This window comes from Enterococcus sp. AZ196 (assembly GCF_050498845.1).
In the GTDB taxonomy this organism is placed as follows: Bacteria; Bacillota; Bacilli; order Lactobacillales; family Enterococcaceae; genus Enterococcus_A; species Enterococcus_A murrayae.
On record NZ_JBIPAM010000001.1, the window covers coordinates 3,652,075 to 3,664,707 of the forward strand.

10 protein-coding genes are annotated in these 12,633 nt (G+C 41.0%); 5 read left to right on the forward strand and 5 right to left on the reverse strand.

What is annotated here, in order from left to right; translation table 11 throughout:
* Nucleotides 1–314 precede the first annotated feature (314 nt).
* The 4 genes from IGI67_RS17545 to IGI67_RS17560 all read left to right on the forward strand — a co-directional run bounded on the left by IGI67_RS17545 (nt 315) and on the right by IGI67_RS17560 (nt 5,211).
* A complete protein-coding gene (locus IGI67_RS17545) occupies nt 315–785 on the forward strand; it encodes a FeoA family protein (RefSeq protein WP_207108913.1) in 471 nt (156 codons plus the stop codon).
* The gene (gene feoB, locus IGI67_RS17550; RefSeq protein ID WP_429958573.1) at nt 786–2,951 is read left to right on the forward strand and encodes a ferrous iron transport protein B; all 2,166 of its coding nucleotides are present in this window, start codon (nt 786–788) and stop codon (nt 2,949–2,951) included.
* Entirely contained in the window at nt 2,939–3,073 is a 135-nt protein-coding gene (locus IGI67_RS17555) for a FeoB-associated Cys-rich membrane protein (protein WP_207108911.1), read from the forward strand. Before feoB ends, IGI67_RS17555 begins: the two co-directional genes overlap by 13 nt.
* 371 nt (nt 3,074–3,444) lie before the next feature.
* Nucleotides 3,445–5,211 carry an ABC transporter ATP-binding protein gene (locus IGI67_RS17560; protein ID WP_429958574.1) on the forward strand — a complete coding sequence of 589 codons (1,767 nt, stop codon included), beginning with the start codon at nt 3,445–3,447 and terminating at the stop codon, nt 5,209–5,211.
* A 56-nt stretch (nt 5,212–5,267) separates the two neighbouring features.
* Here the strand turns inward: IGI67_RS17560 and leuD are convergent, their stop codons facing one another.
* The 4 genes from leuD to IGI67_RS17580 all read right to left on the reverse strand — a co-directional run bounded on the left by leuD (nt 5,268) and on the right by IGI67_RS17580 (nt 9,927).
* Nucleotides 5,268–5,852: a 3-isopropylmalate dehydratase small subunit gene (gene leuD / locus IGI67_RS17565; RefSeq protein WP_207108909.1), complete on the reverse strand. Its 585-nt coding sequence runs from the start codon at nt 5,850–5,852 to the stop codon at nt 5,268–5,270.
* Complete coding sequence (gene leuC / locus IGI67_RS17570) at nt 5,852–7,225, reverse strand: 3-isopropylmalate dehydratase large subunit (RefSeq protein WP_429958575.1); 1,374 nt, start codon at nt 7,223–7,225, stop codon at nt 5,852–5,854. The genes leuD and leuC overlap by 1 nt, the downstream gene beginning before the upstream one ends.
* Nucleotides 7,226–7,290: 65 nt before the next feature.
* Nucleotides 7,291–8,343 (reverse strand): 3-isopropylmalate dehydrogenase, encoded by a 1,053-nt coding sequence (gene leuB / locus IGI67_RS17575; RefSeq protein ID WP_429958576.1) that lies wholly within the window; start codon nt 8,341–8,343, stop codon nt 7,291–7,293.
* 69 nt (nt 8,344–8,412) lie between these two features.
* On the reverse strand, nt 8,413–9,927 hold the full coding sequence (locus tag IGI67_RS17580; RefSeq protein ID WP_429958577.1) for a 2-isopropylmalate synthase: 1,515 nt from the start codon (nt 9,925–9,927) through the stop codon (nt 8,413–8,415).
* Between the two features lie 606 nt (nt 9,928–10,533).
* Here IGI67_RS17580 and IGI67_RS17585 point away from each other — a divergent pair.
* Nucleotides 10,534–12,195 carry a peptide ABC transporter substrate-binding protein gene (locus tag IGI67_RS17585; RefSeq protein ID WP_429958578.1) on the forward strand — a complete coding sequence of 554 codons (1,662 nt, stop codon included), beginning with the start codon at nt 10,534–10,536 and terminating at the stop codon, nt 12,193–12,195.
* 47 nt (nt 12,196–12,242) lie between these two features.
* Here the strand turns inward: IGI67_RS17585 and IGI67_RS17590 are convergent, their stop codons facing one another.
* Nucleotides 12,243–12,587, reverse strand: coding sequence for a DUF3899 domain-containing protein (locus IGI67_RS17590; protein ID WP_207108904.1), 345 nt, complete (start codon nt 12,585–12,587; stop codon nt 12,243–12,245).
* Between the last annotated feature and the right edge of the window lie 46 nt (nt 12,588–12,633).

The window sequence follows — 12,633 nt, forward strand, 5'->3', positions numbered from 1 at the left end:
TAATACCATATATTGTGGTGTTAAGATATTGGTATACTACTCTTTGTGTTTTTTGCAAAAATGCTGAAAACAGACCGTTTCAAAGGAAAATCCCTTTACACAAATCAAAAAAACGTGATGAGATGTTTTTTTACAGGGTAAAAGTTTTTTTAATAACGAAAAATATGCGATTGAAACAAACGTGTCAGGGAATGTCAAACAAATTGCTCACAATTCGCAGAAAATCTTCGACCATTTATTGACTTTGTTATCAAATGAAGCTATTCTTAGTGAGAAAGATTCTCATTATTAATTAGAGTTAGGTGGAGAAGTGTATGACAACTTTAGCAGACGTTTCATTGAATCAAGTCGTCCAAATTGATGAAATGATGTTAGAAAATGATTTAAAGCATCGGCTGCAGGATTTGGGGATGATCGTCGGTTCTAAAGTTGCCGTCGTGAACCAATCGGGTGATAACGGAATTATTCTATTACATAATACACGATTAGCTTTATCCCAGAACCTATTAAAGCAAATACTTGTGAAGGACCTAACGGAAGATCAAGAGACATGGGTTTCACTGGATCAGTTGAGTGTCGGAGAACAAGGTGTAGTGGTCAATGTTCACGGTGCAGGTGCTGTAAAACGCCGTTTGATGGATATGGGATTGACTAAAGGAACCCAAGTAAAGGTCGTGAAGTTGGCACCTTTAGGAGATCCTATCGAACTGCGGGTTCGGGGATACGAATTAAGCTTACGCAAGAACGAATCAGAGATGGTGGTCGTATCAAAGGAGGCGGAGTAGATGGCGAAGACTCATATTGCTTTAGCAGGAAATCCAAATAGCGGGAAAACAAGTACCTTCAATGTTTTAACCGGAACGAATCAGTTTGTTGGGAACTGGCCTGGCGTAACGGTCGAACGAAAAGAAGGGATCTATAAGAAGGATTCCGAAGTGATCATTGATGATCTTCCCGGAATCTATTCACTTTCACCTTATTCACCTGAAGAAGTCGTGGCGCGGGATTATTTACTTTCGGGTACACCAGATGCCATCGTCAATATTATTGATGGAACCAACTTGGAACGAAATCTTTATTTGACGACGCAGTTAATTGAGACAGGGATTCCAGTAGTCGTTGCCGTGAATATGATGGATATCATCAAAAAAAGCGGGAAACAAATCAATTTGGAAAAATTGTCTTACGCTTTAGGTGTTCCGGTGGTTGGTATCAGTGCACTGAAAAATTGGGGATTGGATAAAACAATCAATGAGGCGCTACATCTGATCAAAAAGTGTGCAGAGGAAGAAGTCAGCTTTCCTCATTATGACAATCGTTTAGAAGCAGCATTAAGCGAGATTGAAGAAGTCTTAGGCAGCACAGCGCAGGCAAGGTATAGCCGTTGGTATAGTTTGAAATTATTTGAACGGGATGAACGTGCACAGAAGGATTTAGATCTGAGCTCGATCCAACAAAAAGAGATCGGTGAAATTATCAAAATTACTGAAAAGATTTTCGGGGAAGATGCGGAAAGTCTGGTTATCAATGAGCGCTATAACTTTATTACTCATTTGAAAACCTTGTGTGTCGTTGATGAAGATCAGTTCAAGCTGTCTATTTCAGATAAAATCGACCGTGTTGTAACGAACCGCTTTTTGGCCTTGCCAATCTTCGCTTTAATTATGTGGCTGATCTACTACATTGCTATCCAAACGATCGGTACCATGGGAACTGATTGGGTGAATGACAATCTGTTTGGCGACATTGTTCCAAACTTCGTTAGTTCAACACTGCAGTCTTGGAATGTTGCTGAGTGGATGCAAAGCCTGATTCTCGATGGGATTATTGCCGGTGTCGGTGCTGTTTTGGGCTTTCTTCCTCAATTGATGGTGCTTTTCCTGTGTTTGGCACTTTTAGAAGATTGTGGCTATATGTCTCGAATTGCTTTTGTCATGGATCGGATTTTTCGTAAATTTGGTTTATCAGGAAAGTCGTTTATTCCGATGCTGATTGCTACAGGTTGCGGCGTGCCCGGAGTTATGGCAAGCCGGACGATCGAAAATGAAAAGGACCGACGGATGACTGCGATGCTGACGACCTTTATGCCCTGTTCGGCAAAATTACCGATCATCGCATTGATTGCAGGTGCCTTTTTCCCAAATAGCAGTTGGGTAGCGCCATCTGCTTATTTTGTCGGAATGGGAGCAATCGTTTTGTCAGGAATCGCACTAAAGAAAACCAGACTTTTTGCTGGAGACCCTTCACCGTTTATCATGGAGCTTCCTTTGTATCATATGCCGAGAATTGGTAATACGCTGCGTTATACTTATGATCATAGTAAAGCGTTTGTTAAACGTGCGGGAACGATTATTTTTGTTTCAAGCATTGTTATCTGGTTTATTTCCAGCTACAATTTTTCATTCCAATCGGTAGATGAAAATGATAGTATCTTGGCTGCTTTAGGTGGGTTGATTGCTCCGCTGTTTGCTCCATTAGGCTGGGGGGATTGGCGTGGAGCTGTCGCTGCGATTACGGGGCTCGTGGCAAAAGAAAATGTAATCGGAACATTTGGAATCCTGTATCGTCACACAGAAGTAGCTGAAAACGGCGTGGAGATTTGGAAATCTTTACAGGCGGCCTATACACCAGTTGCCGGTTACTCATTCTTAGTATTTAATTTACTATGTGCGCCATGTTTTGCAGCGATCGGTGCGATCCATCGTGAAATGGCCGATGTCAAATGGACTTGGCGTGCGATTATCTATCAATGCGGGCTTGCTTATGCTGTAAGTTTTATTGTTTATCAATTTGGTCATGTGCTTTTTGAAAATGGTGAGATCGGCATTGGGTTGATTTTGGCAGCGATCATATTAGCAGCAATGATCTACTTCATTGTAAGAAAACCAGTTAAAAAAGCCCCAACCATCACGATTGAAGAAATCAAAGAGGTGAAAGAATGGCAACTGTAATATTAAGCGTATTAATTTTCGGAGGTGCCGGAGTGATCGTGTATCGACGAATCAAAAACGGCAGCTCCTGCGAAGATTGTGATAGCGGCTGCCCAGTTAAAGAAGAACAACATAAGCATTAATTTAAAAGGATTTGGCGAATTTCGCCGAATCCTTTTTTTACATTTAAGATAGCGACATTATCGGTAGTCAGCTTTACGAACTAGCTTTTTCGCTTACAGCGGAGACATACAGCACCTAATTGATGGTCAAAAACTGACTGTCTCGGCAAATTCTTTCTATAATACTTTAGTCTATGAGGTTATAAATTGGCTAAAGGGAAAATAGATATTAAATGTTGACAATCTTTCGGTACCGAACTATAATAGCAAACGAATTAAAGTTAGGTACCGAACTTTAATGAGTGAGTTTACTAAAGAGTGATGCATCTGATAGAAACAAAGGCTAAAAGGATACAGAATGAGAAGATTACTAAAGGAAGAAGGAACCAGAGATGGATCGGGATATGAGTATAGCATCTGAAAGCAAGAATAAGAAAAGCAATTACAAATTAAAAGATTTTCTACGATTGATTCTGAGCGTCAATCCGAAGAAAGCATTGTTTGGTATTGGATTATTTTTAAGTTTGTTGACGAGCGGGGCAAGTCTGATCGTGCCGCAATTGACCAAAGGACTGATTGATACAAGCAAACTGGCGCAAATTGATCAGACCATGCTGATTGTTTTAGTGTTGGCCTTTGTGGCGCAATTAGCATTTGGCGCCATTGGCAGTTTCTTATTACGCTATGTCGGTGAAAGTGCCGTCAAAACGTTGCGGGAAAAATTATGGAGCCATCTACTACAAATGCCTGTCAGTTATTATGATGATCATAAATCAGGAGAAAGCAGCTCCCGCCTTGTAAATGATACGACCGTCATTAAAGATTTAGTCGCAACACAATTTCCCAACTTTATTACAGGTGCGATCCAGTTGGTCGGATCGATGGTGATTCTGCTTGTAATGGATTGGAAAATGGCGGCCATGATGTTTTTAGCTGTACCGATCATGGCATTGATCATGATGCCGATTGGTCGAGTTATGTCTCGGTTAGGTCGCCAGTTACAAGCAGCGACTGCTGATTTCAACGCGGAAGCGAGTGAAAAATTATCTGAAATTCGTCTGATCAAAGCCAGCAACGGGGAAAAGTTTGAGAAAACCAGCGGAGCTTCCTTTATTAATAAAATTTTCAATTTAGGAATCAAAGATGCAAAAGTTGAAGCGATGCTGCAACCAATCATTACGACAGTCATGTTAGGCTTGTTTGTGGGGATATTAGGGTATGGGGCTGTTCGTGTTCAAGCAGGAACCTTAACTAGTGGACAATTAGTCGCTTTTCTATTGTATCTATTTAATATTATGATGCCGGCAGCCAGCTTTGCGATGTTCTTCTCGCAAGTACAAAAAGCAATGGGAGCAACTGAACGAATCGAACAAATTTTAAAAACGGACCTAGAACCGATTGATACAGGAAAAGCGATGGATGTTACAGGGAAAATGATCAAAGCAGAAAATCTTTCCTTCCATTATGCAGCAGAGCGCCCAATCTTAAAGAATGTCTCCTTTGAAGCAAAGCCAAATACGGTGGTCGCATTTGCTGGACCGAGCGGCGGCGGTAAGTCTACGATCTTTGCTATATTGGAACGCTTCTATCAACCGACTGAAGGCACGATTACCATCGATGGTGAGGCGATTGACGATCTCAGTATCACAAATTGGCGGTCTCAAATAGGATATGTTTCCCAAGACAGTGCGGTATTTGCCGGAAGTATACGTGAGAACCTACAATACGGATTAGATCGGGTATTAACAGAAGAGGAATTATGGCAGGGATTGGAGTTAGCTTATGCTGATCAATTTGTTCGTGATTTCCCAGAGCAATTGGAGACTGAATTAGGGGAGCGCGGGGTAAAATTATCCGGCGGTCAAAAGCAGCGAATCGCCATCGCTCGAGCATTTCTGCGGGATCCAAAAATCTTAATGTTAGATGAGGCGACGGCCAGCTTGGATTCACAATCAGAAGAAAAAGTACAGCGTGCGTTGGATCAACTAATGGAAGGACGTACGACCTTAGTAATCGCTCATCGATTGTCAACAATTGTTGATGCGGACCATATTTACTTTATTGAAAAAGGGGAAGTGACGGGTCATGGAACCCATAGCGAATTGATCGCTGAACATCCGCTTTATGCGCAATATGTCCAGGAGCAAGTGGTGAATTAATTAAAGAAAATCGCGTAAAAACTTTACAAATTAAAAGTTTTTACGCGATTTTCTTGTTATTCGTAAGTCGGCATTTTTTTCTCGTAAGCGTCGATTTCATCCTCATACTGTAAGGTGATGCTGATATCATCTAAGCCGTTGATTAGTTTTTCCTTCCAGGTCGGATCAATCTGAAAAGCGTAGCAGGCTTCCTCTGTTCGAACTTCTTGCTTTGGCAGATCAATCGTAATCGATTGATCCGCAGGAATCTGACTAAGGATCTCACGAACCTCTTGATCCATCTGAATGGGCAATAGACCATTTTTCAGTGCATTCATGTAGAAGATATCACTGTAACTGCCGGCAATCACTGCTTTAAAGCCATAATCTTGAATCGCCCAGGCAGCGTGTTCACGTGATGAGCCTGAACCAAAGTTTTCACCTGAAATCAGAATGGTGGCGTTTTTTCGTTCTGGCGCGTTCAAAATGAAATCGGGATTCGGTGAACCGTCTTCCAAAAAGCGCCATTCATCAAAAAGATGCTTGCCGAATCCAGCTTTATCTACTTGCTTTAAAAAGCCTTTAGGAATGATCTGATCAGTATCAATATTGTCATTCATCAAAGGAACAGACTGTCCTGTATAGATTGTAAATTTTTCCATTAGATGACCTCCTTACGGCTATCGACGAAATTTCCATGAATTGCAGCTAGTGCAGCCATTACCGGACTGCAAAGATGTGTACGCGCATCTTTCCCTTGCCGGCCTTGGAAATTCCGGTTGGAGGTTGAGGCACAGTGAACACCAGCCAGAACGCGGTCGGGATTCATGCCAAGACACATCGAACAGCCAGGCTCGCGCCATTCAAAACCAGCAGCTTTAAAAATTTTATCCAAGCCGATTTTTTCAGCAGCTTGGCGAACTGGACGTGAACCAGGGACTACGATCGCTGTGACATTTTCATGAACTTTTTTACCTTCGATGATTTTAGCGGCTTCCTTAAGGTCAGATAGACGCCCGTTCGTACAAGAGCCAATGAAGACATAGCCAACTGGGATGTCTCCCGGTGTCTGGCCTGGTTTCAAATCCATATAATCGTAAGCCTTCTGTAAATCAGGAGAGGTGATTGCTGGGAATGTGCCATCAAAAGGAACGCCCATTTCAGGATTGGTTCCCCAAGTCACGAAAGGAACAAGAGCACTGACATCTAAAGTCAGCTCTTTATCATATTCTGCTTCTTCGTCAGTATACAATTCTTTCCAGTCTGTAATTGCCGCCTCCATATTCTTTGGAGCATATTGCCGGCCTGCAACATAATCGAATGTCTTTTGATCTGGTGCAATCAACCCGATTTTAGCGCCGCCTTCGATGGCCATGTTACAAATCGTCATGCGTTCTTCCATCGATAGTTCCTCGATTGCTTCACCGTAAAATTCGGCCCCATAGCCGACACCGAAATCAGTTCCATATTTAGCGATCAAGGCTAAAATAATATCCTTCGCATAGACACCTTTCGGTAATTTTCCAGTAATTTTGATGCCCATATTTTTCGGTTTGTTTTGCCACAGCGTCTGAGTAGCAAAAACGTGTTCCACCTCACTGGTACCTATTCCGAAAGCAAGGGCACCAAAAGCACCGTGTGTCGCCGTGTGGGAATCCCCGCAAACAATCGTTTTGCCAGGCTGAGTCAAGCCAGTTTCCGGCCCTACCATGTGGACAATCCCTTGATGTTCACTGCCGTTATCACAAAGCTGTACACCAAATTCTTGACAGTTTTCTCTGAGTGTATCGATTTGTTTCTTTGCAATTAGATCGGTGAAATTAAAAATATCAACAGTCGGTGTGTTGTGATCCATTGTGGCAAAAGTCCGTTCAGGGTGACGCAGCGTCCGACCAGCTTCGCGAATTCCTGCAAAGGCTTGTGGTGAGGTAACTTCGTGAATCAAGTGCAGATCAATGTAAAGCAATTGCGGGGCACCTTCTTCGCCATGAACGACGTGGCGATCCCATAGTTTATCAAATAATGTTTTTCCCATATTTTCCGCTCCTTATTAATTAGATAGTTCAACATTTGTATTTTGTATGCAGTATTCGGTTAGTTTTAAGCGGGAGCAGTTAATTCATGAATTACCGCGTCAGTAAATTCTGCTGTTGTTGCTTGCCCGCCTAGGTCATGAGTGAATAGCCCATTGGATAAAACAGCATCGCAGGCTTTTTCAATTGCTTTGGCAGCTTGCTCTTCTTGAAATGATTGACGCAGCATCATTGCCACAGACAAAATCATTGATATTGGATTGGCGATGCCTTTTCCTGCAATATCTGGAGCAGAGCCATGAATCGGTTCGTAAAGCGAGGGACCGCCATCACTGTGACTTGCGCTTGGCAATACGCCTAAGGAACCAGGCAGTACTGAGGCTTCATCGCTTAAGATATCGCCAAAAAGATTTTCAGTAACGATCACATCAAAAGTTTTTGGATTTTGGATCAGTTTCATGGCTGCTGAGTCCACATATTGATGTTCCAACTGACAATCTGGATAGTCTTTTGCGACTTCCTCTGCTGTTGCCCGCCATAATTTACTTGATGCTAGGACATTAGCCTTATCAACAGATGTGACTTTTTTACTTCGACCCTGAGCGATTTTGAAAGCAGAATGAACAATCCGTTCAATTTCACTTTTTTGATAACGAGCAGTATCGTAAGCCATGTTTTCTTTTAACTCACGAGGCTCCCCGAAATAAATACCGCTGCTTAATTCTCTGACGATGATCAAATCAGTTCCTTCAATAATTTCAGGCTTCAATGGCGAAAGATGCAGCAACGCAGAAGAAACCGAGACTGGACGAATATTTGCGAATAAGTTTAAGGATTTGCGCAGAGTCAGTAATCCTTTTTCAGGCGTGTCAGCCATTTTTTCCCACTTTGGGCCGCCAATTGCTCCCAATAGGATCGCATCCGCTTCTCGACAAGCAGCCAGTGTTTTTTCTGGTAGTGAAGTACCCGCTTCATCGATACCTGCACCGCCAAAGGGAAATTTTTCAAGTTCAAAAGTGTTACGGCATTTTTTTTCTACGGCGGCCAAAATTTTAAGACCGCTGTCCATAATTTCTGGTCCGATACCATCACCGGCTAAAACGACAATTCTATTATTCATGTGCATGCTCCTATCTTGCATAAGCTAAATTTTTTCCTTCTATATATTAATAATAGTAGAAAGTTTTAGTTAGTTTTTTTGTTTTAAGTGATTACTAGCTTGTACATAAGCTTTGGCCGACGCCTGCAGAACATCAAAGTCTACGCCAATACCTCGGTATTCTTCATTGGTTTCTTTATCCAGAAGAGTGACGCGAACTTCTGCTTGAGCATCTTCACCGCCAGTCAGAGCTTGAATCTCGTATTCCGTTAATTCAGGATCTTGCTGGAACAATTCATCGATTGTGTTGTAGATTGCTTGAATACTGCCTGAACCGATTCGAGAGGCTACTTTGGTTTCATCCTCTTCATCAATGATTGAGACGATCGCCCCTTGATAGCCATTAGAACTATATTGGACTTGAACATCCGCCAATTTATATTTTTCGGTCTCTTCTCTGTATTGATCGGCTAGCAGAGCAACTAAATCTTTATCGGTAATTTGTTTTTTCTTGTCAGCCAGAGCTTTAAACCGTTTGAAAGCTTCTTTGCTGTCTGCATCGTTTAATTGATAACCGAGCTCTTCCAATTTAGCGTTGAAAGCATGCCGCCCCGATAATTTTCCTAGCGGAAGAGAATTTTGATTGACGCCTACAAGTGTCGGCGTAATGATCTCGTATGTTTCCGGATTTTTTAATACACCATCTTGGTGAATGCCAGATTCGTGAGCATAAGCATTGTCGCCTACGATTGCTTTATTTTTTGGAACTGCAATGCCAGAAAGGCGAGAGACTAGTTCGCTTGTTCGTTTTGTTTCATTCAGCACGATAGCTGATTCACACTGGTAGAAATCTTTCCGGATAGCCAAGGCTAAAGCAACTTCCTCCAAAGCCGTATTTCCAGCTCGCTCTCCAATGCCATTGATCGCTCCTTCAACACGATTCGCCCCATTTTCGATCGCTGCTAACGCGTTTGCGGTAGCCATCCCCAAGTCGTCATGACAATGAGAAGAAAAGGTAATCTCACGTTCACTTCGAATATTTGCAATTAATGATTTAAAAATGCCGCCATATTCCGTTGGATTTGAATAACCGACGGTATCAGGAACATTGATGATTGTAGCTCCGGCATCGATTGCTGTTTGTACTGCTTCTAATAGAAAGTCTTTTTCCGTCCTTGAAGCATCCTCTGGTGAGAACTGAACTTTCTCAAATAAACTACGCGCGTAACTTACGTGCTCTTTAATAGAAGCAAGGACCTCATCTCTAGTCATTTTTAGTTTGTATTGCATATGAACATCGCTTGTAGCTAAGAAAACATGGATCTGAGGATCCACCGCGTCTTTCAATGCCTCATAGGCGCGGTCAATATCTTTTTTCTGACAACGAGCCAATCCAGTCACGGTCATTGTCTTCACCTGGCGCGCGATATTTTGTACCGCCTCGAAATCACCAGGGGAGGCAATTGGAAATCCCGCCTCGATGACATCAACGCCCCATTTTTCTAATTGAAGCGCAATTTGAATTTTTTCCTTTGTATTAAAATTTACTCCAGGGGTCTGTTCACCATCTCTTAATGTAGTGTCAAAAAATTGTATCTTTCTCATTTTTACTCCTCCTTCATTTGAAAAACGGGTATAAAAAAAGCACCCCATTGGAAAAGAACCATTTTCTTCTCCAATGCAATGCGAATAGGGACTCTATGAAATAAATTTCAGAAAGTCCCAGCTATAATAATAAAGTTGCGTTGAAAGACATATTTGATTTCATCATGGCAACCACCCGTTTTATTGTCAGAATTTTTTAAAAATTGTTGTAATCATCGTATAAAAAAAGAAAAGGATTGTCAATAAGATTATGAAAAAAAGATGAGAAATATTTTTAATAAATAGCTGCGGTTATAAAAAGCGATTGGATGAAAGAGAAAAAGAGAGCTTTTTAAAAAATTTTCCTACTATTATAAAAAAGGGCAAATAGCTTCCATCAATATGTCAGGAAAAAACTGAAAAACAAAATTATTTTGGATTTTTTGTAAGAATAAAAAGTTTTCTTAGAATTATTGTTCAATCTACAAGTTTTCTTAGCTTTTTTCAAAAAAATAAAAAGATTATTAAAGCATATGTGTTGATTTATTAAAAACAAATGATTAAACTACTCTCCATATTCAGAACTTCATAATTATTCTGAAAATTGAATCAAAAGGGGAAAAAGATATGAGGAACAAATTAGCTTATGGTATCATCGCGTTTTGCGGGCTCGCTTTGGCGGGGTGTTATGGCGGCGAGAGTGCTTCAACTGATGAGAGCAGTTCAAGCGCGAAGGCAAAAGATAATGGCACATACAATTTAGTGGTACAACAAGAAATGCCAACCGCAGACCTATCTGTAGCCACAGATACAATTAGTTTTACTGCACTAAATAATGTTTATGAAGGAATTTATCGTTTAGACAAAGACAATAAACCACGGCCGGCAGGTGCTAGTGAAAAGGTCAAAGTCAGTGATGATGGTAAAACCTATACTGTGAAATTAAGAAAAGATGCAAAATGGTCGAATGGTGATCCAGTTACTGCCAAAGATTATGTCTTTGGATGGCAGCGTACGGTGAAACCAGAGACTGCTTCAGAATACGCTTACCTTTTTGAACCTGTTGAAAATGCTGCGGATATCTCAGCTGGAAAGAAATCGCCAGATGAACTAGGAATCAAAGCAGTCAATGATCACGAGCTAGAGATCAAGTTATCCAAGCCGACACCCTATTTTGATTACTTGTTGGCATTTCCATCATTTTTCCCACAAAATCAAAAAGTGGTAGAAGAAAATGGGAAGGAATATGCAACGAAAAGTGATAAATCTGTCTACAATGGTCCTTTCACGCTAGAAGGCTTTGATGGTCCGGGTACAGATACTGAGTGGGAATACAAGAAAAACGATACCTACTGGGATAAAGACGAAGTCAAGTTGTCTAATGTAAAAGTCAACGTTGTAAAAGAATCGTCGACTTCTTTGAATTTATTTAAAGACGGCGAAGCGGATGACGTGATTTTATCTGGTGAACTAGCACAGCAAAATGCAAACGATCCAGCGTACAAATCATTCAAAGAAGCACGCACCAGCTATCTTGAATACAATCAGCGAAAAGAAGACTCTCCATTCAAAAATGAAAACTTGCGTAAAGCAATCTCATATGCAATCAACCGGAAGTCTTTAGTGAACCAAGTGTTAGGCGATGGTTCCGTGGTATCGAATGGATTAGTGCCATCAGACATGTCAAAAAATCCTAAGACCGATGAAGACTTCGCAAAAGAAGCAGGGAAGTTAGCTCCTTACGACAAGAAAAAAGCCAAGGAATATTGGGATAAAGCAAAAAAAGAATTGAAGATCGATTCACTTTCATTTGAGTTGATGGCTTCTGATACAGATTCATCAAAAAAAGTGATTGAGTATATGCAAAGTGCTTTAGAAGAAACGTTGCCAGGTATCAAGGTAAAACCAACACCAGTACCATTCTCTGTTCGTTTGGATCGTTCAAATGCGGGAGATTTTGATGTTTTACTTGGTGGGTGGGGCGCCGATTATGCCGATCCATCTAGCTTCACTGATTTGTTTGTAACAGGAAACTCATACAACCGTGGTCGTTGGAGCAATAAAGAATATGACCAATTAGTTGAGGATTCAGCAAATAAAGATGCCAGCGATGAAGAAGCTCGTTGGGATGATTTGCAAAAGGCCAATGAAATCATTTCTAAAGAATCCGGTGTTGCTCCACTTTACCAATTATCTGAAGCGCACTTAGTGAATAAGAAAATCAAGGGAGTTGTTCATCATCCTGCAGGTGCTTCTTGGGACTACAAGTGGACTTATGTTGAAGAGTAGTTAAACAATTAAAAAGAAGTTGGAACGAGAATCGTTCCAACTTCCTTTTAAATCATTGTCAACAACGCACAAAGGATTGATGCCGCGAGTAGAACAGCTGCGATAATCAACCAAAATGAGTAACGTCCTTGTCCAACTTGTGAGAGGGACTGGATGTCTGATTTTTTCTTTTGTTTCCGGTTAAATGCTTGATGCATTGAATGTTGAAAGTGATCAAAGAAACCTGAAGAAAAAATCCAAAGCAGGATGCCGATAATCAAAAACGGTAATCCAACTAAAAAAAATCGGTTTGATAAAGTTAGTAGTGAAGGCGAATCTTGAATGATTGAATAGATCACGACAATGATCAGCAAGCTACCGCCGATTCCAATGGGAAATAATTTATTTTTCATACATACACTCCAATAATTAACAGCTAACGCTATTTAGATAAAATCG

Excerpts from the sequence above, each read along its gene's own strand:
- IGI67_RS17545 (WP_207108913.1), top strand. The coding sequence starts at position 315 with ATGACAACTTTAGCAGACGTTTCATTGAATCAAGTCGTCCAAATTGAT.
- feoB (WP_429958573.1), top strand. The coding sequence starts at position 786 with ATGGCGAAGACTCATATTGCTTTAGCAGGAAATCCAAATAGCGGGAAA.
- IGI67_RS17555 (WP_207108911.1), top strand. The coding sequence starts at position 2,939 with ATGGCAACTGTAATATTAAGCGTATTAATTTTCGGAGGTGCCGGAGTG.
- IGI67_RS17560 (WP_429958574.1), top strand. The coding sequence starts at position 3,445 with ATGGATCGGGATATGAGTATAGCATCTGAAAGCAAGAATAAGAAAAGC.
- leuD (WP_207108909.1), bottom strand. The coding sequence starts at position 5,852 with ATGGAAAAATTTACAATCTATACAGGACAGTCTGTTCCTTTGATGAAT.
- leuC (WP_429958575.1), bottom strand. The coding sequence starts at position 7,225 with ATGGGAAAAACATTATTTGATAAACTATGGGATCGCCACGTCGTTCAT.
- leuB (WP_429958576.1), bottom strand. The coding sequence starts at position 8,343 with ATGAATAATAGAATTGTCGTTTTAGCCGGTGATGGTATCGGACCAGAA.
- IGI67_RS17580 (WP_429958577.1), bottom strand. The coding sequence starts at position 9,927 with ATGAGAAAGATACAATTTTTTGACACTACATTAAGAGATGGTGAACAG.
- IGI67_RS17585 (WP_429958578.1), top strand. The coding sequence starts at position 10,534 with ATGAGGAACAAATTAGCTTATGGTATCATCGCGTTTTGCGGGCTCGCT.
- IGI67_RS17590 (WP_207108904.1), bottom strand. The coding sequence starts at position 12,587 with ATGAAAAATAAATTATTTCCCATTGGAATCGGCGGTAGCTTGCTGATC.